This window comes from Paraburkholderia sp. BR10141, from assembly GCF_056155635.1.
In genome coordinates this window covers 135524-161098 of sequence record NZ_JBMIQH010000011.1, presented here as the reverse complement: position 1 = coordinate 161098, position 25575 = coordinate 135524, and the positions used below count along the sequence as shown (strand labels likewise).

The 25575-nt window shown below is 66.0% G+C and carries 21 protein-coding genes; 12 read left to right on the top strand and 9 right to left on the bottom strand.

Going from position 1 to position 25575, the window contains the following annotated elements; translation table 11 throughout:
* The first annotated feature begins 4 nt into the window (after positions 1-4).
* From ACOJB8_RS17625 to mnmH, 6 genes are all read left to right on the top strand, one after another.
* Positions 5-748, top strand: coding sequence for a nicotinate-nucleotide adenylyltransferase (locus ACOJB8_RS17625; protein WP_368683898.1), 744 nt, complete (start codon positions 5-7; stop codon positions 746-748).
* A gap of 2 nt (positions 749-750) precedes the next feature.
* Positions 751-1218 (top strand): ribosome silencing factor, encoded by a 468-nt coding sequence (gene rsfS, locus ACOJB8_RS17620; protein ID WP_406952792.1) that lies wholly within the window; start codon positions 751-753, stop codon positions 1216-1218.
* A gap of 36 nt (positions 1219-1254) precedes the next feature.
* Positions 1255-1725, top strand: a complete 471-nt coding sequence (gene rlmH, locus ACOJB8_RS17615) for a 23S rRNA (pseudouridine(1915)-N(3))-methyltransferase RlmH (protein ID WP_069265314.1) — start codon at positions 1255-1257, stop codon at positions 1723-1725.
* A gap of 138 nt (positions 1726-1863) precedes the next feature.
* The gene (locus ACOJB8_RS17610) at positions 1864-2487 is read left to right on the top strand and encodes a Maf family protein (RefSeq protein ID WP_368606733.1); all 624 of its coding nucleotides are present in this window, start codon (positions 1864-1866) and stop codon (positions 2485-2487) included.
* Positions 2488-2495: 8 nt separating this feature from the next.
* Positions 2496-3965, top strand: a complete 1470-nt coding sequence (rng, locus tag ACOJB8_RS17605) for a ribonuclease G (RefSeq protein ID WP_069265316.1) — start codon at positions 2496-2498, stop codon at positions 3963-3965.
* Positions 3966-4001: 36 nt separating this feature from the next.
* Complete coding sequence (gene mnmH, locus ACOJB8_RS17600) at positions 4002-5102, top strand: tRNA 2-selenouridine(34) synthase MnmH (protein ID WP_475013460.1); 1101 nt, start codon at positions 4002-4004, stop codon at positions 5100-5102.
* Positions 5103-5155: 53 nt separating this feature from the next.
* On the opposite strand, the gene ACOJB8_RS17595 is transcribed toward mnmH, so the two are convergent.
* Together ACOJB8_RS17595 and ACOJB8_RS17590 are read right to left on the bottom strand one after the other, a co-directional pair.
* Entirely contained in the window at positions 5156-5473 is a 318-nt protein-coding gene (locus tag ACOJB8_RS17595; protein ID WP_069265337.1) for a DUF4148 domain-containing protein, read from the bottom strand.
* 178 nt (positions 5474-5651) lie between these two features.
* Entirely contained in the window at positions 5652-6578 is a 927-nt protein-coding gene (locus tag ACOJB8_RS17590; RefSeq protein ID WP_069265338.1) for a glycosyltransferase family 2 protein, read from the bottom strand.
* Positions 6579-6972: 394 nt separating this feature from the next.
* On the opposite strand from ACOJB8_RS17590, the gene ACOJB8_RS17585 reads away from it, so the two are divergent.
* On the top strand, positions 6973-8037 hold the full coding sequence (locus ACOJB8_RS17585; protein WP_475013459.1) for a glycosyltransferase family 9 protein: 1065 nt from the start codon (positions 6973-6975) through the stop codon (positions 8035-8037).
* 92 nt (positions 8038-8129) lie between these two features.
* Here ACOJB8_RS17585 and msbA read toward each other — a convergent pair whose 3' ends face one another.
* Positions 8130-9914 (bottom strand): lipid A export permease/ATP-binding protein MsbA, encoded by a 1785-nt coding sequence (gene msbA / locus ACOJB8_RS17580; RefSeq protein ID WP_368728940.1) that lies wholly within the window; start codon positions 9912-9914, stop codon positions 8130-8132.
* 280 nt (positions 9915-10194) lie between these two features.
* On the opposite strand from msbA, the gene ACOJB8_RS17575 reads away from it, so the two are divergent.
* A complete protein-coding gene (locus ACOJB8_RS17575; protein WP_342947935.1) occupies positions 10195-11010 on the top strand; it encodes a glycosyltransferase family 2 protein in 816 nt (271 codons plus the stop codon).
* Complete coding sequence (locus ACOJB8_RS17570) at positions 11007-11840, top strand: glycosyltransferase family 2 protein (protein WP_475013458.1); 834 nt, start codon at positions 11007-11009, stop codon at positions 11838-11840. The genes ACOJB8_RS17575 and ACOJB8_RS17570 overlap by 4 nt, the downstream gene beginning before the upstream one ends.
* A 69-nt stretch (positions 11841-11909) precedes the next feature.
* On the opposite strand, the gene dnaE is transcribed toward ACOJB8_RS17570, so the two are convergent.
* Complete coding sequence (dnaE, locus tag ACOJB8_RS17565) at positions 11910-15467, bottom strand: DNA polymerase III subunit alpha (RefSeq protein ID WP_069265342.1); 3558 nt, start codon at positions 15465-15467, stop codon at positions 11910-11912.
* 288 nt (positions 15468-15755) lie between these two features.
* Here dnaE and ACOJB8_RS17560 point away from each other — a divergent pair, with 288 nt between their 5' ends.
* A complete protein-coding gene (locus ACOJB8_RS17560) occupies positions 15756-16637 on the top strand; it encodes a sulfurtransferase (RefSeq protein WP_475013457.1) in 882 nt (293 codons plus the stop codon).
* 9 nt (positions 16638-16646) lie between these two features.
* The gene (gene gluQRS / locus ACOJB8_RS17555; RefSeq protein ID WP_368617004.1) at positions 16647-17585 is read left to right on the top strand and encodes a tRNA glutamyl-Q(34) synthetase GluQRS; all 939 of its coding nucleotides are present in this window, start codon (positions 16647-16649) and stop codon (positions 17583-17585) included.
* Positions 17586-17655: 70 nt separating this feature from the next.
* Here gluQRS and ACOJB8_RS17550 read toward each other — a convergent pair whose 3' ends face one another.
* The 5 genes from ACOJB8_RS17550 to purT all read right to left on the bottom strand — a co-directional run bounded on the left by ACOJB8_RS17550 (position 17656) and on the right by purT (position 24622).
* Positions 17656-19140: a DEAD/DEAH box helicase gene (locus tag ACOJB8_RS17550; RefSeq protein WP_475013456.1), complete on the bottom strand. Its 1485-nt coding sequence runs from the start codon at positions 19138-19140 to the stop codon at positions 17656-17658.
* Positions 19141-19727: 587 nt separating this feature from the next.
* Positions 19728-21164, bottom strand: coding sequence for an aldehyde dehydrogenase family protein (locus ACOJB8_RS17545; protein ID WP_069265346.1), 1437 nt, complete (start codon positions 21162-21164; stop codon positions 19728-19730).
* Between the two features lie 24 nt (positions 21165-21188).
* Positions 21189-22835: an acetolactate synthase large subunit gene (locus ACOJB8_RS17540; protein WP_069265347.1), complete on the bottom strand. Its 1647-nt coding sequence runs from the start codon at positions 22833-22835 to the stop codon at positions 21189-21191.
* Positions 22836-22950: 115 nt separating this feature from the next.
* Positions 22951-23337 carry an MliC family protein gene (locus tag ACOJB8_RS17535; protein ID WP_475013455.1) on the bottom strand — a complete coding sequence of 129 codons (387 nt, stop codon included), beginning with the start codon at positions 23335-23337 and terminating at the stop codon, positions 22951-22953.
* 61 nt (positions 23338-23398) lie between these two features.
* The gene (gene purT / locus ACOJB8_RS17530) at positions 23399-24622 is read right to left on the bottom strand and encodes a formate-dependent phosphoribosylglycinamide formyltransferase (RefSeq protein WP_475013454.1); all 1224 of its coding nucleotides are present in this window, start codon (positions 24620-24622) and stop codon (positions 23399-23401) included.
* 190 nt (positions 24623-24812) lie between these two features.
* On the opposite strand from purT, the gene ACOJB8_RS17525 reads away from it, so the two are divergent.
* Positions 24813-25502, top strand: coding sequence for an META domain-containing protein (locus tag ACOJB8_RS17525; protein ID WP_475013453.1), 690 nt, complete (start codon positions 24813-24815; stop codon positions 25500-25502).
* Positions 25503-25575 lie beyond the last annotated feature (73 nt).

Genomic DNA, 25575 nt, shown 5'->3' with positions numbered 1-25575 from the left:
CGCCGTGACGCACGCTTTCACCGTCCCGCCCAACGCGCTCGAACGGCGCGTCGGGCTGCTCGGCGGCACGTTCGATCCGATCCACGAGGGCCACCTCGCGCTCGCGCGCCATTTTGCGCGCGTGCTGGGCCTGAACGAGCTGATCCTGCTGCCCGCCGGACAACCGTGGCAAAAGCCCGGTGTTACCGCGGCGCAGCATCGGCTCGCCATGACGCGTGCCGCCACTGCCTCGCTCGCGCTGCCGGGCGTGACGGTGACAGTGGATGCCGACGAAATCGAGCACAACGGCCCGACCTACACAGTGGAAACGCTGCGCCGCTGGCGTGCGCGACGCGACGTCGACGGCAACGCGAGCAACGCGAAAGCGGCGCTCACGCTGTTAATGGGCGCCGATCAACTGCTGCACCTCGATTCGTGGCACGAATGGCGCGCGCTTTTCTCGCTCGCGCATCTGGCCGTGGCGAGCCGCCCCGGCTTCGGCTTTGACGAAGACTTCGCGGCGCTGCCGCCTGAAGTCGCGCGCGAAGCCACCGCTCGCCGCGCAAGCGCCGCCGCGCTTGCGACCACGCCGTACGGCCACCTGCTGGTCGACGAAACGCTCGCGCTCGACGTTTCGGCGACCGAAATCCGGCGCGACCTGCCCGCCTGCGTGGCAAGCGGGCAACGTCGCGGCACCGCCGCCGACAAGCTTCCCGCGGCCGTGTGGGACTATATCCTTCAACATCATCTCTATCTGCATCACGGGTAACTATGGACATCCGCAAACTTCAACGCGCCATCGTCGACGGTCTCGAAGACGTCAAGGCGCAAGACATCCGCGTCTTCAACACGAGCCATCTGACCGAGCTGTTCGACCGCGTGGTCGTTGCGAGCGGCACCTCGAACCGCCAGACCAAGGCGCTCGCCAACAGCGTGCGCGAGAAGGTCAAGGAAGCCGGCGGCGACATCATCAGCACGGAAGGCGAGGACATCGGCGAATGGGTGCTCGTGGATTGCGGCGACGCGGTCGTCCACATCCTCCAGCCCGCGCTGCGCCAGTACTACAACCTCGAGGAAATCTGGGGCGACAAGCCGGTGCGCGTGAAGCTCGCCGCCAGCACGGGCTTCGTGGGCGCACGCCCGAGCGAGCCGATGGACGGCGAGGACGAAGACGAAGAAGCCGCGCCGGCCGTGAAGAAGCCCGCGCGCAAGAGCCCCGCGCGTAAGACCGCAAAGTAAGCGCGGCGCGTTCGCGAACGACCATCGACCCGCACGATGAAACTGCATATCGTCGCCGTCGGCCACAAGATGCCGGACTGGATCGCCGCGGGCTTCGAGGAATATACGAAGCGCATGCCGCCGGAGCTGCGCATCGAGCTGCGCGAGGTGAAGCCCGAGCAGCGTTCGTCGGGCCGCTCGGCCGAGAGCGTCATGGCGGCCGAGCGCACGCGCATCGAGGCCGCGCTGCCGAAGAACGCGCGCATCGTCGCGCTCGACGAACACGGCCGCGACTGGACCACGATGCAGCTCGCCAAGACGCTGCCGCTGTGGCAGCAGGACGGCCGCGACGTGGCGTTCCTGATCGGCGGCGCGGACGGCCTCGACCCCGAACTCAAGTCGCGCGCCGACACGCTCCTGCGCCTGTCCTCCCTCACGCTGCCGCATGCGATGGTGCGCGTGCTGCTCGCCGAGCAGCTTTACCGCGCGTGGACCATCACGCAGAATCACCCCTATCATCGCGTGTGATGCAGGTTTACAGTGCGCCCGCGCCGCCTCTCGTCGTGCGCCGGCGCCCCGCTTGCGCCCCCCCGCTCGAGCCCCGCTTGCGCCCGACATGGCGGCCGCGCACGTCAACCCGAAGTCCGTAACGACAAAGACGCTCCGATGCCCACCAACGCGCCCTATCCGTTCGTCTATCTCGCCTCGCAGAGCCCGCGCCGCCAGGAGCTGCTGCAGCAGCTCGGCGTGCGCTTCGAACTGCTGCTGCCGCGCCCCGACGAAGACGCCGAAGCGCTCGAAATCGCGCTGCCCGGCGAGCAAGCCGCCGTTTATGTCGAGCGCGTGTGCGCCGCCAAGGCCGACGCCGCCCGCGCGCGCCTCGTCGCAGGCGCGCACAGGCACGCGCCGATTCTGACCGCCGACACCACGGTCTCCATCGACGGCCATATTCTCGGCAAGCCGCACGATGCAGCCGAAGCGTATGCGATGCTCGAGCGCCTCGCCGGACGCGAGCACGAAGTGCTCACGGCGGTGGCCGTGGTCAACGCCGAAGGGGTGTGCCTGCCCGTCGCGGTCTCGCGCTCGCACGTGCGCTTCGCCCCGGCGCTGCCCGCCGCGATCGCGCGCTACGTGGCGAGCGGCGAGCCGTTCGGCAAGGCCGGCGCGTACGGCATACAGGGCCGCGCGGCGGAATTCGTCGAGCGAATCGACGGGTCCTATTCGGGTATCATGGGTTTGCCACTATTCGAAACGGCCGCCCTCCTGCGCGCCGCGGGCATCGACTTCTAGAACAAATCATGAACGAAGAAATCCTGATCAACGTCACGCCCCAGGAGACGCGCGTCGCATTGGTCCAGCAAGGCGCAGTACAGGAGCTTCACGTCGAGCGCACGCTGTCGCGCGGGCGCGTCGGCAACGTCTATCTCGGCAAGGTCGTGCGGGTGCTGCCGGGCATGCAGTCCGCGTTCATCGACATCGGTCTCGAGCGCGCCGCGTTCCTTCATGTGGCCGATATCTGGCATCCGCGCATTGCCGGCGAAGCGCATGCGCCGGTGCATCATCAGCCCATCGAAAAGACGGTGTTCGAAGGGCAAACGCTCATGGTGCAGGTCGTGAAGGATCCGATCGGCACCAAGGGCGCACGGCTTTCCACGCAGGTGAGCATTGCGGGGCGCACGCTGGTCTATTTGCCGCAGGAACCGCACATCGGCATCTCGCAGAAGATCGAGAGCGAGGCCGAGCGCGAAGCGGTGCGCGCGCGCCTTACGGCCGTGCTGCCCGCCGACGAAAAAGGCGGCTATATCGTGCGCACCATCGCCGAAGACGCCACGAGCGAAGAGCTTGCGGCGGACGTCGCGTATCTGCGCAAGACGTGGGCGACGATACTCGCCCAGGCGCAGCGCCTGCCCGCCACGAGCCTGCTGTATCAAGACCTGAATCTCGCGCAGCGCGTGCTGCGCGACTTCGTGAACGACGAGACCTCGCGCATTCAGGTCGATTCGCGCGAAACGTTCCAGAAGCTCACCGAGTTCGCCACCGAATTCACGCCAGCCGTGCTGCCGAAGCTGCATCACTACTCGGGCGAGCGGCCGCTCTTCGATCTCTACAACATCGAAGCCGAAATCCAGCGTGCGCTCTCGCGCCGCGTGGACCTCAAGTCCGGCGGCTACCTCGTGATCGACCAGACCGAGGCGATGACGACCATCGACGTGAACACGGGCGGCTATGTCGGCGCGCGCAACTTCGACGACACGATCTTCAAGACGAATCTCGAAGCGGCGCATACGATCGCGCGGCAATTGCGTCTGCGCAATCTGGGCGGCGTGATCATCATCGACTTCATCGACATGGAGAACATCGAGCATCGCGACCAGGTGCTCGGCGAGCTGAAGAAGGCGCTTTCGCGCGATCGCACGCGCGTGACCGTGAACGGCTTCTCGCAGTTGGGACTCGTGGAGATGACGCGCAAGCGCACGCGCGAATCGCTTGCGCATGTGCTGTGCGAGCCTTGCCCGACTTGCCTCGGCAAAGGCCAGGTGAAGACCGCACGCACCGTTTGCTATGACGTGCTGCGTGAAATTCTGCGCGAGTCGCGCCAGTTCAATCCGCGCGAGTTTCGCGTGGTCGCTTCACAGCAGGTGATCGACCTCTTTCTCGAGGAAGAGTCGCAGCATCTCGCCATGTTGATCGACTTCATCGGCAAGCCGGTTTCGCTGCAGGTGGAGTCGAATTTGAGTCAGGAACAGTACGACATCGTGCTCATGTAGCGCGACGCCGTGGCAGGCATCACCGGAGCATCGCAGTTGAATCACCAGCGCGTCACCATTGAACAGATCGGCGAATTCGACGAGATCGTCGATGTACGAACGCCGCTCGAATTTGCCGAGGACCACATTCCCGGCGCGATCAACGCACCCGTGCTCAGCAACGAGGAGCGCGTGATCGTCGGGACCATGTACAAGGACTCGCCCTTCGAGGCGACGCGCGTGGGCGCGGCCATGGTGGCGCGCAATATCGGCATGCATCTCGACACGTTGTTCGCCGACCGTCCGCGCAACTGGCGCCCGCTCATCTATTGCTGGCGCGGCGGCAAGCGTTCCGGCTCGATGACGGCGTGGTTCAACATGATCGGCTGGCGCGCGCGTCAGCTGGATGGCGGATACAAGGCGTACCGGCATACGGTCGTGGAAGCGCTTGGCACACTGCCTGAAGGCTTTCGCTATATCGTGGTGGCCGGCCCGACGGGTAGCGGCAAGACGCGCCTGTTGAAGGCGCTGGGACAAGCGAACGCGCAGATGCTCGATCTCGAAGGGCTCGCCGCGCATCGCGGCTCGTTGCTGGGTGCGCTGCCCCAGCGGGCGCAGCCGTCGCAAAAGTCGTTCGATACGGCGCTCGTGCAGACGCTGCGCGGTTTCGACGCCACGCGGCCCGTGTTCGTCGAAGCCGAGAGCCGACGCATCGGCGTCATCACGCTGCCGCCCGCGCTCGTCGAACGTCTGCATGCCGCGCCTTGTGTCGTACTCGACGTCGCGCGTAAAGAACGTATCGACTTGCTGCTCGAGGAGTACGGACATTTGTTCGATGAACGTAACTATTTCCGCGAGCAACTGGACAAGCTCACGCCGCTGCACGGGCGCGAGCGTATCGAATCGTGGTGCAAGCTGCTCGACGAAGATCGACGGGCGGAGCTTTACGAGGCGCTCGTCGCGCAGCACTACGATCCCGCCTATACACGCAGCACGCGGCGCAACTTCGCGAAGCTCGAAAAATCGCTGCACTTCGCGTTCCAGCCGATGACGGGCGACACGCTCGCGCAAGCCCGCACGCTGCTCGCGCGGCTGGAGGAAACGTCCTACGCCGCAGAACCTGCGGACAGCGAAGCCGAAGCGCCTCGCACTGTCTGACGTATACCCTTCCCCTTCGCGGATTTCATAAAAGGCGCGCGCGCCGCGATGGCTTAGCGCGAGTACATCGCGTTCCAGTCTTCAGGCGAAACCGTGGCGCGGCCGCCCGCTTGCGAGGCGTTCGCCACGCCGCCGTAGCTGCTGTTTGCGCCATTCAACGCTGCGACCTTCGCCTGGGCGGCCTGGATGGCTTCGGGGTAATGGGCGTTGTCACCGTCACCGACGCGGTAGCCCACCTGCTGGAGCTGCACGAGTTCGGCGCGCACCTGGGCGCGCGTGATGGTCGAGTGCGACTGCGCGAACGAAGCGGTGGGCAGAGCGGCAGCGGCAAGAACGGTGGCGACGGCAACGGCTTGAATCAGGGACTTCATGGAAACGACCTCCAGTTGGATTGGCGGTCGACGTGCGACTGTGTGTGCATGCGACCGATGTACACATCGTATGCTCACGAATCCCTAGGGTTAACCCCTAGAATCCTAAGGCACTGTTCCAATTCGAGGCAAAGTCCGCGCGATCCGGCGCCGAAGGGCGCCGTCGGCGTTGGCGCGATTACTGGCGCGGCGTGGCGTTTTCAGTCAACGAAGCGGTGTGCTGGAGCTGCGCGGGCAGATCGGGCTCCCACGCTTCGAGATCCTGAGTCGGATAAAGGCCGAACGCGTAGATCACCCGCTTTAGGCGGCTCACGAAGTTGGGACGCGGGACGTTCGCAAGCGTGCCCGGCGCGGCGTCGGCCGTGCGGGCCATGTAGTTGTACTTGAAGTCGCGCTGCGTCACGCCCCACTTCAGGAGGAATTCGCGGCCGCCGCGGTTGCGGCGAATGCGTCCCGTCGTCCGGCAGCCGAAATGGTAGATGCGGCTCGCGCCGACCGAGCGGAACGTGCGGCAGCCGACCAGCCAGAGCTTCATCAGGAAGTCGTCGTCGCTGCTCATGCCCGGCCCGAACTCGATGCTATAGCCACCCACGCGCAGCCAAAGTTCGCGGCTCACGAGCGTCGGCTGCAGCGCGATGCCGTTGCGGTCCACTGTGTTCATCTTCGCGGCGAATTCGAGCAGCCCCGCCTCGTTGAAGTCGGCAGGTCCCGTGCCGAAGTGGGCGACCGTCACGAGGCCGTTGCCGGTGTCGGTCGGCTCGATGATCTGCGAGGCGAGATAGGCAGGCGCCGGGCCGATTTCGCGCAATGCGTCGACGAAGGCCGTATCCCAACCGGGCGTGCAGAACATGTCGTCGTTCATGAACAGGATCCACCCGGTCGTCGCGAGGCGCGCCACGTCGTTCACGGCGAGGCATACGCCCACGTTCCCCTTGCTCCACGTATGGCGGATACCCTGCTCACGGACCCAGTCGAGCGTGCCGTCGCTGCCGTCGTTGACGTGCACGAGAATCTCGTGCTCGAACGAAGAATGGCGCCGGATGCTGTCGACGCACATCTTGAGGTACGGCAGGTTATTCCAGGTCGGGATCAGAATACTGAACATGAAGGTTTGCCCTAGAAAGGGTCAGATTTGGCATGCGTGCATTGCGTGCTCGCCGCGAGAACGGCCAGCACGCAAGCCTGAAGAAATGGGTTCTCTCATGACGTCCTGACTACGCGGCTTTTGGGTGCGAAGCATGACGAGAAACGCGATATTGTACGCATACATTCTTCTTGTCCGAACTGCCGCGGGAGTTCGTACCCCGCGGTGGTCGCCCATTAAGCCGTCCCTGATTCTTCGTCAAGCGCACGAGCTGCTATCGTGTGATAATAAGAGGTTATCTTGAAGATCAAGTAGACCCGTGTTTCAGCAGACCAACTCAAACACTTCGTGGGTTTCGCCGGCACGCTGGCTCGATCGGGCAGTTTCCCGGTCCTGCACGATCCCCTACCGGGGCGTGCCTTACGAGCCGGAGCCGTTTCTTCGCAGCACCACCCGCATCAAGATCGCGAAGAAATACCTGCACAAGCAATTTCTTCTGAAGGCGCACGGCCAGTTGCGCCTCGAACAGGCGCATCTGGACCCTTCGCAGCGCATCCTGTGGGTCTACGCCAAACGCAACTTCGGCGACGCGACGATGGACATGGCCGGCCGCGCCCTGCTCAAGGGCCTCGGCATGCGCATCGATCTCCTCGCGTTGCCGTCGCTGGTGCCGCTTTTCAGCGAAGACGACGTGTTCGGCAAGGTCTACGGTGATCCGGACGAGGTCGATGCGAGCCGCTACGACGCGATCCTGCTCTCCGAATACAACCTGCCGTCGATTCGCATCAAGACCCGGCACTTCGCGAAGCTGCCCTACGCGGGCCTGTTCCGTTACTTCAACGGCCCCGACCGCAACCAGACCTGCTTCAGCTTCGCGAGCGTCAACGACGTGTTCTCGCTCGGCCACGACGCCGACACGCTCGCCGCGATCAGCAAGCCCTATCTCGCCAGCGAGCCGGCAACGCGCGAGTCGGTGCGCGGCCTCCTGCCGGCGCGTCCGTTCATCGCGATCGCGGCGGGCGGCGTGGACCCCGATCGCACCTACAACCGCTGGCCCGAAGTCGTCGAATTGCTGAGCAAGTACGACACCGCCGGCGCCGCGAAGGAAATCGTCGTGCTCGGCTCCGACAACGGCACGCAGATCGCGGAGCAGTTGTGTGCGAGCGCGCCCGCTGGCGTACGCATCCGCTCGCTGACCGGCCAGCTCGCGTTCCTTCAGGCACGCGAGATCGTGGCGCACGCCGAACTGTTCGTGGGCGCGGACGGCGGCCTGATGCACGTCGCCCACACCACGCAAACGCCCAGTGTCTCGCTGTTCAGGGATCAAGAGCCGCCCGCGCTGCGTTTGACCGAAGCCTGCCGATCCATCGGTCTGCAGGGCAGCGGCAACGCGGACACCATCCCGCCCGCGCAAGTCGTCGGCGCGGTGCTGCGCCAACTCGCCGCTCACGCGCCCGCTACGGCGCCCGCGGCGGCCTGATCACTCCAAACGTAACGGCTCAGGCCCACGCCGGCGCGCCTTCATGACCGCGGCGCGCCTGAACGCGCGCGCCGCGTCATCGCCCGGAAGACTCAGGCAGCGCTTTGCTGATACTGGATCTTGTGCAGGTGCGCGTACATGCCGCCCTTCTCGAGCAGCTGCTGGTGCGTGCCCGATTCGACGATATGGCCGCCATCCATCACGAGGATGCGGTTCGCGCGCTCGATCGTCGACAGGCGGTGTGCGATCACGAGCGTCGTGCGCCCGCGCATCAGCGTTTCCAGCGCCGCCTGCACGTGGCGCTCCGACTCCGAATCGAGTGCCGAGGTCGCCTCGTCGAGAATCAGGATCGGCGCATCCTTGTAAATCGCACGGGCGATCGCCAGACGCTGGCGCTGGCCGCCCGAGAACTTCATGCCGTTATCGCCGATCAGCGTGTCCATGCCTTCGGGCAGCGCCGAGATCGTTTCCCACAGGTTCGCGGCGCGTAGCGCGCGCTCCACGCGCTCGCGGTCGGCCGTCTGGCCATAGGCGACGTTGTTCGCAACCGTGTCGTTGAACAGCACCACGTCCTGGCTGACCATCGCGATCTGGTTGCGCAGCGCATGCACGTCGTAATCGGCGATCGACACGCCGTCGACCATCACCTGGCCGCCGCTCGGATCGAAAAAGCGCGGCAACAGATTCACGAGCGTGGTCTTGCCGCTGCCGGACGGGCCGGCGAGCGCCACCATTTCGCCGGGATTGATGCGGAACGACACATGGTCGAGCGTCACGCGATGGCTCTCGCCATAGGCAAACGAGACGTCGCGGAACTCCACTTCGCCGCGCGCGCGTTCGAGCGGCAAGCCGCCGCCCGCGGGCTCGGGCGGCTCGTCGATCAGCCCGAAGATCAGCTCGGCCGCGGTCATGCCGCGCTGCAGCGGCTGATTCACGTCGATCAGGTGCTTGAGCGGCGAGATCACGAGCAGCATCGACGTGACGAACGCCACGAAGCCGCCGACCGTCGTCTGGTCGTTCGAGGCCTGCACAACGGCAATGGTGATGACGATCGCCAGCGCGATCGAAGCGAGGAACTGCGTGAGCGGCTGCGCGAGCCCGCCCGACACCGTCATGCGCATCTGGTAGCCGCGCAGGCGGCGGCTCATTTCGCCGAAGCGTTCCTTTTCGTAGGTCTCGCCGTTGTGAACCTTGACGACCTTGTAGCCGCCCACCGTCTCCTCGACGATATAGGACAGGTCGTTCGTGAGCATCTGATGCTCGCGGTTCAGTCGGCGCAAACGCCGGTTGATCTTGCTGACGAGCCAGCCGATCGCCGGCAGCAGCACCGCGACGATCAACGTGAGCCGCCAGTTCAGGTAGAACAGGTAGCCGAGCAGGAAGATCACCGTGAGCGAGTCGCGCACGAGCGTGACCAGCACGCCGAGCAGCACGCCGAGAATCTGGTTGACCTCGAACACGATCGCGTTGATGACCGTACTCGCGGTTTCGCGCTGAAAGAAGCCGACGCTCGCGTGAATCATGCGCTCGAACATCTTCAGGCGCAGCGCGAGCAGCACGCGGTTCGACACGTACTGCAGCAGGTAACCGGACGCGTATTGGGCGAGGCCGCGAACGAGCGCCAGCCCGATGACCGCGACGGGCACCAGCCACTTCGCTTGCGGAGCGCCGCGCGTGCCGAAGCCGTGATCGAGCAGCGGCTTGAGCAGCGCGGGAATGCCGGCTTCGGTGGCGGCCACCACGGCCATCGCGATCACGCCTGCGAGGAGCACCCACATAAGCGGCTTCACATACGGCCACAGCCGCCGGCCAATCACGACCGGCGACGACTTGGTGTCGGAGCCGATCGGCTTGCTCAAGGTTGATCTCTCGCCCAAAATTTCCTCGAAAAAAATGCGGGTAATCTGCCCGCCCCCTGGCAAACAGGTACGCCATTGTAAACGTTCGGCCCAGGAGGCGATGTATCCGTCCGGACGGGCCTGGCGCCGGGGCGGTTTCGTCGTCGCCGGCGTTTTTGTATATACTCAGCGATTCGGCTTCGGGGCACGAACGCGCGCGCAGCAAGCGTCTATGCGAAGCGCTCTCCGAACGCGAGGCCGGCTCCGGCCGGCCTTCCCACCCTCTTCACCTTCTTCCAGCCATCGCGAGCCAGCGCCGATGAACGACAGCGCCAAACCCGATGCGATCAGTGTCATCGTCATCGTCAAAAACGAAGCACACGATATTCGCGACTGCCTTGCTTCCGTGCACGGCTGGGTCGACGAAATCGTCGTGCTCGATTCGGGCAGCACGGACGGCACCCAGGCCATCTGCCGCGAGTTCGGCGCGACGGTCGTCGAAACCGACTGGCCCGGTTTCGGCCCGCAAAAACAGCGCGCGCTCGACGCGGCCCGCGGCCCGTGGATTCTCTCGCTCGACGCCGACGAACGCGTCTCCCCCCAGCTTCGCGACGAAATTCTCGCAAGCGTGAAGTCGAACGGCGCCGACCTGTTCCGCGTGCCTCGCCAATCGAACTACTGCGGCAAGTGGATCCGCCATTCCGGCTGGTCGCCCGACTATGTGACGCGGCTCTTTCGCCGCGACGCGGCGCGCTTCTCGAACGATCTCGTGCACGAACGCGTGATCGCCGCGCCCGACGCGCGCGTCGGCACGCTCACTCAGGCGCTGATTCACTACAGCTTCCGCGACTTCTCCGAAGTGCTCGGCAAAATCGACAGCTATTCGACCTACGGCGCGACCCAGGGCGCGGCGCGCGGCAAGCGCGGCGGCCTGCGCAAGGCGCTGCTGCACGGCTTCTGGTCCTTCGTGCGCAGCTGGATCATTCAGCGCGGCTTTCTCGACGGCAAGATGGGCTTCGTGCTGGCGATCTCCAACGCCGAAGGCACCTACTACCGCTACCTGAAGCTCATGCTCCTCGAGACACAGCAGTCCGCGGCGGCAAAAGCCCGCGACGCCGCGCCGGAGAGCCGATGAACGCGCGTCGCGACATGCTGATTTCGGTGATCGTCAGCACCTACAACCGGCCCGATGCGCTCGAACGGGTACTGGCCAGCTTGAGCGCGCAGTCCGACACGCGCTACGAAATCATCGTCGCCGACGACGGCTCGGCCAATGCGACCCGCGCAACCGTGGAGCGCTGTGCGGCGTCGAGTCCGGTGCGCATGGCGCACGTGTGGCACCCGGACGACGGCTTTCGCCTCGCCGAAATCCGCAACAAGGGCATCGTGCAGGCCCGCGGCGATTACCTGATCTTTCTCGACGGCGACTGCATCGCGCAGCACGATTTCGTTGCGCGCCATCGGCAACTCGCGAGTGAGCGCGCCATCATCACCGGCAGCCGCATCCTGCTCGACGAAACGCTCACGCAACAGGTGATCGCACAGACGATTCCGCTTGCGGATAGGGGCTTCGGCTTCTGGGTTCAGCAACGCCTCGCTGGCCACGTCAACAAGATCGCGCCCCTCTTCGTCAAGTTGCCGGATCGCAAATGGCGCGTGATCGAGCAGTTCAAGTGGCGCGGCATCAAGGGCTGCAACATGAGCGCCTGGCGCAGCGACATCGAGCGCGTGAACGGATTCGACACCAGCTTCACCGGCTGGGGGCACGAGGACGCCGATTTCGTGGCCCGGCTCGCCAATGGCGGCGTGCACCGCAAGCTCGGCGCCTATGCCACGGAAATCTTCCACCTGTGGCACCGCGAGCAAGCGCGCGCGCAGGCAAGCTCCAATGAAGCAAGGGTCAAGGTGCGTATCGCGGACGGCACCGTGCGCGCCGAACGCGGTCTGGCCGAACTCGCGAGCTGAACGACGCGCGTTTCGCAGAACCACGGCGCGGCATGGCAGCGGTGAAGACCGCCATACCGTCCGATCCCGTCAGTAAACAATCTCGATTTCGCTACCCGCGAACTCGCCACGCAGCGCGGCGAGCAGGTCGTCGGTAGGCTTGACGCGCCAGGCGTCGCCCAGACGCACTTCGCCTTCCGCCCGATCGTTGCGATAGGCGATCTGCACCGCGAGCCCGTTCGGAATGACCGCATGCGCGCGCTCGCCGCGATCGCGCCCGAAGCCGCCGCGGCCACGCGTTTCCGCGGCAGGCGCCGGCAGCGAGTCGTCGGGCTTCGCGCGATAGGCTTCAAGCACCGTGCGCAGCGCGCCGGCATTGGCATTGCCGTTCATCTGCAGCTTCACGGCTTGCGCGTAGCGGCTGCGCGCGCGCTCGAGATCCATCACGGTGTCCACGGTGAAGCGAATACCGCCCGTGAACGCGTCATTGCGCGCCCCGCCCTGCACGACGAGCAACTCGTCTTCCTTGAAGAGCGCCTTGTGCGCCTCGAACTGCTCGTTGAACACCGTCACTTCGCACTGCCCGGTGCCGTCGTCGAGCAGCGCGATCAGCATCTTGCCGCGCTGGGTCATTTGCGTGCGCAACGAAGCGATCACACCCGCGATCAGCTTGTCGCGCCCTTCCTTGAGCTCGCCGATCTTCTGGCGCACGAAGCGGCGCACTTCGTCCTTGTAGGCGTCGAACAGATGGCCCGAGAGGTAGAAGCCCAGCGCCGCCTTCTCTTCCTGAAGCTTGCGCTTCTCGCCCCACGCCGGCTCGTCCACCAGTTCGTGCGCGGCGAGCGGTGCATCGCCCATGTCGAAGAGGCCGGCCTGCATGGCGTTGGCGCTCGCCTGGTCGGCGGCTTCCATCGCCATCGGCACGGACGCGAGCAACTGTGCGCGGTTCGCGTGAATCGTGTCGAACGCGCCGGCGCGGATCATCGCTTCGATGGTGCGGCGATTGACGAGACGACGGTCGATGCGCTCGCAGAAGTCGAACAGGTCCTTGAACGGACCGCCCTCTTCACGCGCGCGCAAGATTTCTTCGATGGCGTTCTGGCCGCTGCCCTTGATCGCGCCGAGACCGTAGCGGATCGTGCGCGAGCGCTTGCCTTCGGCCACGCTGGCGTCGGCCACCGGCTCGAAGCGGTACGCCGAGGCGTTCACGTCCGGCGGCAGCACGACCATCTTGTTGGTCAGGCAATCCTCGAAGAGGATCTTCACCTTGTCGGTGTCGTCCATGGCGAGCGACATATTCGCCGCCATGAATTCGGCCGGATGGTGCGCCTTGAGCCACGCCGTGTGATAAGCGAGGAGCGCGTAAGCGGCCGCGTGCGACTTGTTGAAGCCGTAGCCCGCGAACTTCTCCATCAAGTCGAAGGTCTCGTCCGCCTTCTCGCGCGTGAGGCCGTTCTTCGCTGCGCCTTCCGCGAAAATCTCGCGGTGCTTGGCCATTTCCTCGGGCTTCTTCTTGCCCATCGCGCGACGCAGCAAGTCCGCGCCGCCGAGCGAGTAGCCGCCGATGATCTGCGCCATCTGCATCACCTGCTCCTGGTAGACCATGATGCCGTAGGTCTCTTTCAGAACAGGTTCGACACGCGGATCGGGGTACTCCACCACTTCGCGGCCGTGCTTACGCGCGCAGAAGCTCGGGATCAGGTCCATCGGGCCCGGACGATACAACGCCACGAGCGCGATGATGTCCTCGAAGCGGTCGGGCTGCGCGTCCTTGAGCATGCCCTGCATGCCGCGGCTTTCCAGCTGGAACACGGCGACCGTATTCGCTTTCTTGAGGATCTGGAACGACGGCGCGTCGTCGAGCGGCACCTGGGCGAGCGACCAGTCCTTCTTCGACGGATCGAGCATGCGGATATAGCGCTCGGCCCAGTCGAGAATCGTGAGCGTGGTCAGGCCCAGAAAGTCGAACTTCACGAGGCCGACGGCTTCCACGTCGTCCTTGTCGTACTGGCTCACGACGCCGCTTTCGTCACCCTGGGTGTAGAGCGGGCAAAAGTCGGTGAGCTTGCCCGGCGCGATCAGCACGCCGCCCGCGTGCATGCCGACGTTACGCGTGAGACCCTCCACGAGCTGCGCGAGGTCGAGCAGCTGGTGCACTTCGTCTTCGTTGTCGTAGCGCTCCTGCAGGAGCGGCTCTTCCTTCATCGCGTCGGCGATGGTGACGTGCTTGCCCGGCTTGAACGGAATCAGCTTCGCGACGCCGTCGGTGAAGTTGTAGCCCAGATCGAGCACGCGGCCGATGTCGCGCACCGCGGCCTTCGCGGCCATGGTGCCGAAGGTGGCGATCTGCGAGACGGCATCCGCGCCGTACTTCTCCTTCACGTACTGAATGACGCGGTCGCGCCCGTGCTGGCAGAAGTCGATGTCGAAGTCGGGCATCGACACGCGCTCCGGATTCAGGAAGCGCTCGAACAGCAGGTTGTAGCGCAGCGGATCGAGATCGGTAATGCCGAGCGCGTAGGCGACCAGCGAGCCCGCGCCCGAACCCCGGCCCGGCCCCACCGGCACGCCGTTGTTCTTCGCCCAGTTGATGAAGTCCGCAACGATCAGGAAGTAGCCCGGGAAGCCCATCTTGATGATGGTCCCGCACTCGAATTCGAGCCGCTCGTTGTAGCGCGCGCGCTCCTGCTCGCGTTCGGCCTCGTTCGGATACAGCTGCACGAGGCGCTTTTCGAGACCTTCCCGCGAAAGCTGCACGAGATAGTCGTCGAGCGAGAGGCCGTCGGGCGTCGGGAACAGCGGCAGCTTCGGCTTGCCAAGTTCGAGCGTCAGATTGCAGCGTCTGGCGATTTCGATGGTGTTCGCGATTGCCGAAGGAATGTCCGCGAACAGCGCGACCATTTCTTCCTGCGTGCGAAACCGCTGATCGGTCGTGAAGCGCTTCTGGCGGCGCGGATTCGCGAGGATGTCGCCCTCCGAGATGCACACGCGCGCTTCGTGCGCGGTGTATTCCTCGTCGGTCATGAACTGCATGGGGTGCGTGGCGACTACCGGCAGCTTCAGTTGCGACGCGAGCGCCACCGCCTGCTCGACATACTGCTCGCCGCCGGGCTGGCCGCAGCGCTGCAACTCGATGTAATACGCGTTCGGAAACAGCTTCGCCCAGCGCTGCGCATGGCGCTTCGCACTTTCCGCATTGCCCGCCGCGAGCGCGAGACCCACGTCGCCCTGTTGCGCACCCGAGATCGCGAGCAGGCCCTCGCCGAGTCCTTCTTCGAGCCAGGCGACGTCGACTTCCGCGCGGCCGCGATACTGGTTCGTGAGCCACGCCTTGGAAAGCAGCTCGCACAGATTCAGGTAGCCGCGCTTGTTCTTCACCAGCAGCAGGAGGCGCGACGGCTTGTCGCGGTCGTCGTGATTAGTGATCCAGACGTCGCAGCCGGCGATGGGTTTGACCCCTTTGCCACGGGCTTCGGTGTAAAAACGGACGAGGCCGAATGCGTTGCCGAGGTCGGTGAGCGCGAGCGCGCCCTGGCCGTCCCTGGCCGCCGCCTTGACGAGGTCGTCGAGGCGCACGATGCCGTCGGCAATCGAGAATTCGGAGTGGACGCGGAGATGGACGAAGCGGGGATCTGACATGGCCGTCATTGTACCTTCAGGGGCACGCGATTTTCGGCGCACGCTCGCATGGGCAAGTGACATCGGCCAGTCTGGCCTGGACCTTGCCGCGGGCGCGGGGGCGCCCCACGGCGTGTCGACTACGCCGCAAGCGGCGCGAGGCGCGATTGAGGGATAATAGCGGATTGCGCCCGCCGCGCGCTCTGCCCCAATTCCCGTTTTCGGGGGGACGCAGTCAGGACCCGACGTTGACAGGCAAGCACGCGCGCCCGGCTCCGGTTTCACGCGCTTTTTTAATGGCGCTTTTCCAGTTGCACCATGCGTATCCTCAATCTCTCCGCTTACCAGTTCGCCACGCTCGACAAGACCGCCCAGTGGCGTCCGCTCGTGCTCGAGCGCTGCCAATCGCTCGATTTGCGGGGCACGATCCTGCTCGCGCCGGAAGGCATCAACCTGTTCGTTGCCGGCGATGAAGGCAACGTGCGCGCCTTCATGGACTACATCAATCACGATCCGCTCTTCGAGGGCAAGTTCGCGACGCTGCGGTTCAAGGAAAGCCTCTCGGAAACGCGGCCCTTCAACCGCATGCTCGTGCGCCTGAAGCGCGAAATCATCACGATGAAGAAGCCCGCGATCCGTCCCGAGGAAGGCCGCGCGCCTTCCGTGGCGCCCCTCGTGCTCAAGGAGTGGCTCGACCGCGGCTTCGACGACGAAGGCCGCCCCGTCGTCATGCTCGACACGCGCAACGCGTTCGAAATCGACGTCGGCACGTTCGACAAGGCGCTCGACTACCGTATCGACAAGTTCAGCGAATTCCCCGGCGTGATCGAGGCGAACCGCGCCGACCTCGAAGGCAAGACGGTCGTGTCCTTCTGCACGGGCGGTATTCGCTGCGAAAAGGCGGCCATCCACATGAAGGAAGTGGGCATCGAGCGCGTGTACCAGCTCGAAGGCGGCATTCTCAAGTACTTCGAGGAAGTGGGCGGCGCGCACTACAACGGCGACTGCTTCGTGTTCGACCAGCGCACCGCGCTCAATCCGCAGCTCGAACCGACGGACACCGTGCAGTGCTTCGCGTGCCGCGCCGTCGTGACGCCGCAGGAGCAGGCTTCGCCGCTTTACGTGGTCGGCAAGAGCTGCCCGGCGTGCCATCCGGAGCGCGCGGGCGCGACGGATGCAGCGGCTCAGGCTGCCGCTTAAGCCACGCGCGTGAGCGCAACGCCGCAAGGGTATCGCGGGCGCTTCGCGCCCTCGCCCACTGGCCCGCTGCATCTCGGCTCGCTCGTTTCGGCGCTCGCGAGCTGGCTCGACGCGCGGGCGCACGGCGGCGCCTGGCTCGTGCGCGTGGAGGACATCGACGGCCCGCGCACCGTGCCGGGCGCAGCCGAAGACATTCTCGCGACGCTTGCGGCCTTCGGCTTTCACGCCGACGAGCCGCCCGAATGGCAGAGCCGCCGCACCGGTCTTTATCGCGCGGCGCTCGACCGGCTGATCGCCTCAGGCCACGTCTACCCGTGCGGCTGCACGCGCAAGGAAATCGCCGATTCGCAACTGCGCATGCACCAGCGCAACACCACGCTGATCTATCCGGGCACCTGTCGCGACGGCCTGCACGGTAAGCCCGCCCGCGCGTGGCGGCTGCGCGTGCCTGACGAAGACGCTGTTGACGAACCTGCGGGCGCAGCCGCCAATCCCGCACTGATCCGCTTCGACGATCGCTGGCAAGGCCCGCAGCACCAGAACCTCGCGACCGAAGTCGGTGATTTCGTGCTGCTGCGCGCGGACGGCCAGTGGGCCTACCAGCTCGCCGTCGTCGTGGACGACGCCGACCAGCGCATCACACACGTGGTGCGCGGCGCGGACCTGCTCGACTCGACGGCGCGGCAAATCTGGCTCCAGCAGTGTCTTGGCGTGCCGACGCCCGCGTATCTGCATGTGCCGGTCGTCACGAACGCGGATGGGGAAAAGCTGTCGAAGCAGACCGGGGCGCAGGCGCTCGACGCGTCACGCCCGCTGGAAACGCTGATGGCCGCCGCACGGCACCTGGGCCTCGAATTGCACGATCCCGCGCCCGCGACGCTCGCAGCGTTCCAGCTGGCCGCGATCGACGCGTGGAAGCGGCGGCTCGTGCAATTGCCCGCCGCATAAACAAAAACGGCATGCCGCCAGGAGCGACATGCCGTTTTTTTTGCGTCGCGCGATTCTTTCGCGCTCGAACTCAGCTCGAAGACGACGTCGGCTTGTTGCGCCACGACGACCCGAGGCCGCCCAGCAGCGCCGCGAGCGGCTGCTTCGATTGCTGCTTCTGCGGCGCGGCGTTCGCGGGCTTGTCTTCCACCTTGCTGCGCGCGCTCGCCGAAGGCTCGTAGGGCTTCAGGAAAAAGTCATCGATCGGCTGCGAACGATGGTGATGCGGGCGATCGAACGAGGCCGCGCGGCGGTGCGTGCCGCGCTCGCCACGTTCACCGCGGCCTTCGCGGCTTTCATAGCTGTCGCGCTCGCGGCGCCGGCCGCCACCCTCGTGATGCGCCACCGGCACGTCGACCACGAGGCGCTCCACGGTCAGCGGGCGCTTGATGAGCTTCTCGATATCGGCGAGCTGCTTCTTCTCGTTCGGGCTGCACAGCGACAGCGCGTCACCCGAGGCGCCTGCACGGCCGGTGCGGCCGATCCGGTGCACGTAGTCTTCGGCGTTGAACGGCAGGTCGAAGTTGATGACGGCGGGCAGTTCGGCAATATCGAGGCCGCGCGCGGCCACGTCGGTCGCCACGAGCGCTTCGATTTCGCCGCGCTTGAAGGCGTCGAGCGCCTGCATGCGCTCGCTCTGCGTGCGGTCGCCGTGGATCGCGGCCGCGACGATGCCCTGCTTTTCGATCTGGCGCGCAAGACGGCTCGCGCCGATCTTGCTGTTGCAGAACACGATCACCTGCTTCAGGCCCCGCTCGCGGATCAGTTGAACGACCGCGCCGGTCTTGTCGCCCTCGGCGACTTCGTACACCACCTGGGTGACATTGGTCGCGGTGGAGTTGCTGCGCGCCACCTCGATGGTCTGCGGCGTGCGCAGATAGGTCGCGGCAAGCTTCTTGATCTCGCCCGAGAACGTGGCCGAGAACAGCAGCGTCTGGCGCTCCTTCGGCAGCAGGTTCAGGATGCGCTGCAGGTCGGGCAGAAAGCCCATGTCGAGCATGCGGTCGGCTTCGTCGAGCACGAGCATCTGCACCTGACCGAGGCTCGTGGTCTTCTGCTGCACGTGGTCGAGCAGGCGGCCAGGCGTCGCGATCAGGATTTCCACGCCGCGGCGCAGCTCGTCGGACTGCGGATTCATGTCGACGCCGCCGAACACCACCGCGCTGCGCAGCGGCGTGTGCTGCGCGTAGGTGCGCACGTTGTTGGCGACCTGGTCGGCCAGCTCGCGCGTCGGTGTGAGAATCAGCGCGCGCACGGGATGCCGTGCGGGCGAGGCGCTCGTGCTCGCCAACGGCAAGAGGCGTTGCAGGATCGGCAGCGAGAAACCCGCCGTCTTGCCCGTGCCAGTCTGCGCTGCAGCCAGCACGTCGCGGCCCGTGAGCACCACGGGAATCGCCTCCGCCTGGATCGGCGTGGGCGTCGTGTAGCCCTGCTCCTTGATGGCCCGGAGGATTTCGGGGGCCAGACCAAACTGGTCAAAGTTCGCAATGCTGGGCGTGACGGCTGTGTCGGACATGGTGGCTTCGCTATAAAGGCGCTATTCGCGCAAGGCGCGGAAGCGCCTCAAATGGTCACTGCTGGGCATTGCAGGTCGATGCAAAGGCGCCGGACAACACGTCAGGCGCCCTCCTGCGACGGGCGGAACACACGCCCGCGAGGGCTTCCCGGCAAACGGATGGCCCGGGATGGCCCGTGGGACGACGAGACAATCTGCCGGGGACGGGGCGCTGGCTGCATCGCCGCGCTCGCTCGGGTTCAACCCAGCCAGACTCGCTCGATTCCAGATGGTTCCGGCGCCGTCCTCGTCTCTTGACGCGCGTGCGCACCGGATGTGTCAAAACGGCTCGATCGACCGTTCAGGCCGATCCAGCAAGCCTCGGGGCGGCTTGCTGCGTGCTTGCTGCCCGCTTGCTGCGTGCCTGCTGCCGGCGTTCTGCCCCCCTCTGCGGCAGGCGCAAAGGGCCGAAAGGCCGGTATTGTAGCACCTTGGCATAAATCCCTATGGCAGCGGGCCATGCGTTCTGCAACATGGCGCACGGGAAATCCCCGCGCGCCATGCGGCGCAGAATCGCACCCTTTTTTCGCCAGCCCGCTGCACCCTGCTCACCACGTCTCGCGCATCACCATCAGCCGCAGTTCGGTCATATCCTCGATCGCGTAGCGCACGCCCTCGCGCCCGAGGCCCGAGTCCTTCACGCCGCCGTACGGCATGTTATCGACGCGAAATGACGGAATGTCGTTGATCACCACGCCGCCCACGTCGAGCCCGTCCCACGCGCGATGCGCGTTGGCGAGCGAATCCGTGAAGACGCCCGCCTGCAGGCCGAAATCGCTGTCGTTGACGATGTCGAGCGCTTTGCCGAAGTCGTCGAAACGCTCGAGGATCGCGACCGGCCCGAACGCCTCCTTGCGGTAGAGGTCGGTGTCGCGGCGCACGTCTTCGAGCAGCGTGGCCTCGAACATCGCGCCGTCCACCTTGCCGCCCGCGACGATCTTCGCCCCCGCGAGCACCGCGCTCTCCATCCAGCCCGCCAGACGCTTCGACTCGGATTCGGAGATCATCGGCCCGACGAAGGTTGTCTCGTCCTTCGGGTCGCCCATCTTGAGCGTCTTGACCTTGGCGATGAGCTTGTCGCGCAGCGTCTCGTAGATCGACGCGTGCACGAGAATGCGCTGCACGCCGATGCAGCTCTGCCCCGACTGGTAGTACGCGCCGAACGCCAGCCGGTCGACGACGTAGTCGAGCTTGCCGCCCTGATCGCCGTCGACGATGGCCGCCGCATTGCCGCCCAGCTCCAGCACCACCTTCTTCTTGCCGGCCTTCTTCTTGAGGTCCCAGCCCACCGCGGGCGAGCCCGTGAACGAAAGCAGCTTGAAGCGCTCGTCGGTGGTGAAGAGGTCGGCACCGTCGCGGTGCGCGGGCAGGATCGAGAACGCGCCCTTGGGCAGGTCGGTTTCCGCCAGCACCTCGCCGATGATGAGTGCCCCCACCGGCGTGCGGCTCGCGGGCTTCAGCACGAACGGCACGCCCGCGGCGAGCGCAGGCGCGACCTTGTGCGCCGCCAGATTGAGCGGGAAATTGAACGGCGAGATGAACGAGCACGGCCCGATCGGCACGCGCTTCACGTAGCCGTGATAGCCCTTCGCGCGCGCCGAAATCTCGAGATTGACGATCTCGCCGTCGATGCGCACGCTCTCTTCGGCGGCCACGCGGAACGTGTCGATCAGGCGCGTGGCCTCGCCGCGCGAGTCGTTGATCGGCTTGCCCGCCTCGATGCACAGCGCCATCGCCAGCTCGTCGAAGCGCTCGCGAAAGCGCGCCACGCAATGATCGATCACGGCCTGGCGCTTGTATGGCGGGAACGCACGCATGGCGGGCATGGCGGCTTCGGCCGCCGCAATGGCCTGGTCGATCGCCTTCGCGTCGGCGAGCGCGACGCGCGTGGCGACTTCGCCGCTGTATTTGTCGGTGACCTCGAGGTCGGTGTTGGCGGCGACGGCCTCGTTGGCCAGATAGTACGGATAAGTCGGTTTGAGCATGACGGGTTCTCCGTAAGTGCGGCGTCAAAGCTGCGCGCTCAGGCGCTTGATGTCGCGATTGAGCACGCGCTCGTTGTCCGAATAGTCGATGGGCACGTCGATCACGTGCACGCCCGGCTGCGCGAGGCACTGCTCGACGAGCGGCTTGAGTTCGTCCGCCGAGCCCACGCGATGGCCATGCGCGCCATAGCTCTGCGCATAGTCGACGAAATCGGGGTTCTGCAGCGTCATCCCGTAATCGGGGAAATTCATGTTTTCCTGCTTCCAGCGGATCATGCCGAACGCGTCGTCGCGCAACAGCAGCACGACGAGATCGAGCTTCAGGCGCACCGCCGTCTCCAGTTCCTGCGAATTCATCATGAAGCCGCCGTCGCCGCAGACCGCCACGACCTTGCGCTGCGGATGCACGATCTTCGTGGCGATGGCCGAGGGCAGCCCCGCGCCCATCGAGGCGAGCGCGTTGTCGAGCAGGATCGAGTTGGGCTCACGTGCGCGGTAGTAGCGCGCGAACCAGATCTTGTACATGCCGTTGTCGAGACACAGGATGCCATCGTCGGGCATCGCGCCGTACACGTCGTGCACGAGCCGCACCGGGTACATGGGAAAGCGCTCGTCGTGCTGGCCTTTGGCGAGATGCGCCTCGAAATGGCGCTTGATCTCCTCGAAGCGCGCGAAGTCCCACGCGTGCTCGCGCGGTTTCAGGCTTTCCTTGAGCTGCCACACGGCGTTGGCGATGTCGCCCACCACTTCGATCTGCGGGAAATACACGGGGTCGACTTCCGCGCCGAGAAAATTCACGTGGATGACGGTTTTTTCTTCCGCGCTGCGCATGAAGAACGGCGGCTTTTCGATCACGTCGTGGCCGACGTTGATGATGCAGTCGGCGTGCTCGATCGCGCGGTGCACGAAATCGCCGTCCGAAAGCGTGGCGTTGCCGAGCCACAGCGGATGCGACTCGTCGATCACGCCCTTGCCCATCTGCGTGGTGAAAAACGGGATGCCGGTTTCGTCGACGAATTCGCGCAGCACGTTGCGCGTGGTCTTGCGATTGCCCCCCGCGCCGATCATGAGAAGCGGATGGCGCGCCTTGCAGATCGCCCCGACCGCGTGCGCGACGGCCTTTTCCTCGGCCACGGGCCGGCGGCTGAAGCTCTTGGGAATGGGCTTGCCGTCGCCCTCTTCGTCGGCCACGTCTTCGGGCAGCTCGAGATGCACGGCGCCGGGCCGCTCCTGCTCGGCCTGGCGAAACGCCTCGCGCACGAGCGCCGGAATGTTGCCGATGGAGACGATCTGACGCGCGTACTTGGTGAGCGGCTCCATCATGCGCACCACGTCGACGATCTGGAAGTGGCCCTGCTTGCTCGACTTGATGGGCTTCTGGCCCGTGACCATCAGCATGGGCATGCCGCCGAGCTGCGCGTAGGCCGCGGCGGTCACGAAGTTGGTGGCGCCGGGTCCGAGCGTGGCCAGACACACGCCGGTGCGGCCCGTCAGCCGTCCGTAAGTGGCGGCCATGAAGCCCGCGGCCTGCTCGTGGCGCGTGACGATCAGACGAATCTTCGAGCGCCGCAGCGATTCGAGCAGATCGAGGTTCTCTTCCCCTGGAATACCGAACACATACTCGACGCCTTCTGCTTCGAGCGCCTTCACGAACAGATCCGATGCTTTCATCGACCACCTCGCTGGCAAGAGCGTGGCCGGCGGCGCGGGCGGCAGCCGGCCTTCGCGAACAGGCCGTCAGGTTACTACCGCGAGGCGCAATGCGTCGTGAAGCGTGCGTTCGGCGTCAGCGCATGAGCGTCGCGCAGCCCGAGAGCACCGGCTTCGGACTCGCGTCGGAGGTGACGTCGTAGAGATCGGCGCCGGGTCCCTTGGTCCACCACGTGTAGCGGTCGGCGACGTACTTCACGCCCGAAGCCGCGATCACGCCGACGAAAAGGAGCTTGCGGCCTTTCACCGGCACGAGCGCGAAGCTCTGGCCGTTGGCCGCGTTCAGATAGGTGACCTTGAAGGTCTTGCCGTTGGCGCAGGTGTAGCTGAACGTGTGGCGCGACTGCACCTGGATGTCACGCACTTCGAGCGGGGCCGCCGCGTTCGCCGCGCTCACGTGGAGCGCGGCGGCGAGACCGCACGCTGCCGCCAACCGGATTGCACCGCTTCGAGCATCGATCATCGTGTTCTCCGTGGGTTGCGTTGGCGCCGCGCTATACGCTCACTGCGCGCTCACTGCGCGCTCACTGCGCAGCGTCGCCCGGCACGGGGCGCACCGCCGCAGCCGCTTCGCGAGCGCGCGAGCGGGCCTCGTCGGTGTCGGCACCCGTGGCGAGCGCGACACCCATGCGGCGCTTCACGAAGCTCTCGGGCTTGCCGAACAGGCGCAGGTCCGCGCCCGGCACGGCCAGCGCCTGCGCCACGCCTTCGAATGCGATGCCGCGTGCGTCCATGCCGCCGTAGATCACGGCCGAGGCGCCCGGACCGCGCGCCGTCGTATCGACGGGCAGGCCGAGAATCGCGCGCGCATGCAGTTCGAACTCTGAGAAGCGCTGCGACGCGAGCGTGACGAGCCCCGTGTCGTGCGGGCGCGGGCTCACTTCCGAGAACCACACCTCGTCGCCGCGCACGAACAGCTCGACGCCGAAGAGACCGCGGCCGCCCAGCGCCTCGGTCACCTTGTGCGAGATTTCGCGCGAGCGCTCGAGCGCCTTCGCGCTCATCGGCTGCGGCTGCCACGATTCGACGTAGTCGCCGTCCACCTGGAGGTGGCCGATCGGATCGCAGAAATAGGTTTGCACCTGGCCGCTCGCCGGGTCGATGGCGCGCACGGTGAGCTGAGTGATTTCATAGTCGAAGTTGATGAAGCCCTCGACGATCACGCGACCGCGATTCACGCGGCCGCCCGCGAGCGCATAGTCCCAGGCGCGCTCGACATCGGCGTCGCTGCGCACGACCGATTGCCCCTTGCCCGACGACGACATCACCGGCTTCACCACGCACGGATAGCCGACCTTGGCGACGCCCGCCTTCAGCTCGTCGAGCGAATCGGCGAACGCGTAAGGCGAGGTGGCGAGGCCGAGCTCCTCGGCGGCGAGGCGGCGAATGCCCTCGCGGTTCATCGTGAGCTGCGCGGCGCGCGCGGTGGGGATCACCTCGGCGATACCCTCGGCCTCGACGGCGGCGAGCGCGTCGGTGGCGATCGCTTCGATTTCGGGCACGACGAGATGCGGGCGTTCGGCGTCGATGAGCGCGCGCAGCGCCTTGGGATCGGCCATGTCGATCACGTGCGCGCGATGGGCGACCTGATGGCCGGGCGCGTTTTCGTAACGATCGACGGCGATCACCTCAACGCCGAGACGTTGCAGCGCGATGATCACTTCCTTGCCAAGCTCGCCCGCGCCGAGCAGCATGACACGGGTGGCGGAAGCGGAAAGCGGCGTGCCGATGCGGGGGCGGGTTTGCATGATGTCTCCAGAATGGCGGTATGGCGCAAATGCGTAAGAGCGCCGATGTTAACACGCGGCCCTGCCGCGGCGCGGCGCTTTGGCGCGTCGGCGGCCGCCCGCTTCCAGCACGGCGCACGCACGTTTGCGCTCGCATGCTGCAGCGCGGTGCGTTACGCTTACGCCTTCGTCGATTACGAGGAACGATGCGATGCCTATTAGCCAGACGGCGAGCCAGACGCCGATCCAGGCACCGAGCCAGAGCCCGCGCATGACCATGCGCCAGCGCCCGCGCCCTGCCCGAGGCGAATTCGCGCGAAAGCTGGCCTCGCGCACGGCGATGCTCGCTGCGGCCCTGCTGGTGTGCGCGTGCAAGCTGCCCGTGCACACGGACGCCTCCGCGCCGCTGCCCGATCCGTTCAACCCCGCCACGACGCAGCTGCTCGACAACACGCACTGGCAGCTCGTGGAATGGAAGCGCGCCGACGGCACGATGCGCGCCCTGCCGGGCGGCCACGCCGATGCCGGCAACATCGAAAACCCCGACGCTCGCCCCATTACGCTCGACCTCTCGACCGAGAGCGGCCAACGCCGCGCAAGCGGCTTTTCGGGCTGCAACCGCTATTTCGGCGCCTATACGCTCAAGAACGGCCTGCTCTCGTTCGGCCAGCTCGGCGGCACGCGCATGGCGTGCATCGGCGCGGGCGGCGATATCGAGGGCGCTTATCTGGAAGCGCTCTCGCATATCGCGCGCTCCGGCGTGCAGATGCGCCATCCGCAATCGCTCTTTCTCGTGCTCGAAAACGGCGACCGCCTGACGTTCGCCGAGCAGGGCGCCGAACCGGGCACGGGCCCGGCCGCGACGCCCGGCGCCGCCTCCGACGCCAAACCGGCGCAGTGAACGCTGCGCGCATGAGCCGCCGCGCCCTTGCCCGGCGCGGCGCTTTTTTTGTTGCGCGCGAACCAAACCGGCG

Bases quoted from the DNA above. Each gene is read 5' to 3' on its own strand.
- ACOJB8_RS17610 (WP_368606733.1), top strand. From the start codon at position 1,864: ATGCCCACCAACGCGCCCTATCCGTTCGTCTATCTCGCCTCGCAGAGC.
- ACOJB8_RS17525 (WP_475013453.1), top strand. From the start codon at position 24,813: ATGCCTATTAGCCAGACGGCGAGCCAGACGCCGATCCAGGCACCGAGC.
- ACOJB8_RS17545 (WP_069265346.1), bottom strand. From the start codon at position 21,164: ATGCTCAAACCGACTTATCCGTACTATCTGGCCAACGAGGCCGTCGCC.
- ACOJB8_RS17550 (WP_475013456.1), bottom strand. From the start codon at position 19,140: ATGTCCGACACAGCCGTCACGCCCAGCATTGCGAACTTTGACCAGTTT.
- rsfS (WP_406952792.1), top strand. From the start codon at position 751: ATGGACATCCGCAAACTTCAACGCGCCATCGTCGACGGTCTCGAAGAC.
- rlmH (WP_069265314.1), top strand. From the start codon at position 1,255: ATGAAACTGCATATCGTCGCCGTCGGCCACAAGATGCCGGACTGGATC.
- ACOJB8_RS17570 (WP_475013458.1), top strand. From the start codon at position 11,007: ATGAACGCGCGTCGCGACATGCTGATTTCGGTGATCGTCAGCACCTAC.
- ACOJB8_RS17560 (WP_475013457.1), top strand. From the start codon at position 15,756: ATGCGTATCCTCAATCTCTCCGCTTACCAGTTCGCCACGCTCGACAAG.
- ACOJB8_RS17540 (WP_069265347.1), bottom strand. From the start codon at position 22,835: ATGAAAGCATCGGATCTGTTCGTGAAGGCGCTCGAAGCAGAAGGCGTC.
- dnaE (WP_069265342.1), bottom strand. From the start codon at position 15,467: ATGACGGCCATGTCAGATCCCCGCTTCGTCCATCTCCGCGTCCACTCC.
- ACOJB8_RS17535 (WP_475013455.1), bottom strand. From the start codon at position 23,337: ATGATCGATGCTCGAAGCGGTGCAATCCGGTTGGCGGCAGCGTGCGGT.
- rng (WP_069265316.1), top strand. From the start codon at position 2,496: ATGAACGAAGAAATCCTGATCAACGTCACGCCCCAGGAGACGCGCGTC.
- ACOJB8_RS17595 (WP_069265337.1), bottom strand. From the start codon at position 5,473: ATGAAGTCCCTGATTCAAGCCGTTGCCGTCGCCACCGTTCTTGCCGCT.
- ACOJB8_RS17575 (WP_342947935.1), top strand. From the start codon at position 10,195: ATGAACGACAGCGCCAAACCCGATGCGATCAGTGTCATCGTCATCGTC.
- ACOJB8_RS17590 (WP_069265338.1), bottom strand. From the start codon at position 6,578: ATGTTCAGTATTCTGATCCCGACCTGGAATAACCTGCCGTACCTCAAG.
- purT (WP_475013454.1), bottom strand. From the start codon at position 24,622: ATGCAAACCCGCCCCCGCATCGGCACGCCGCTTTCCGCTTCCGCCACC.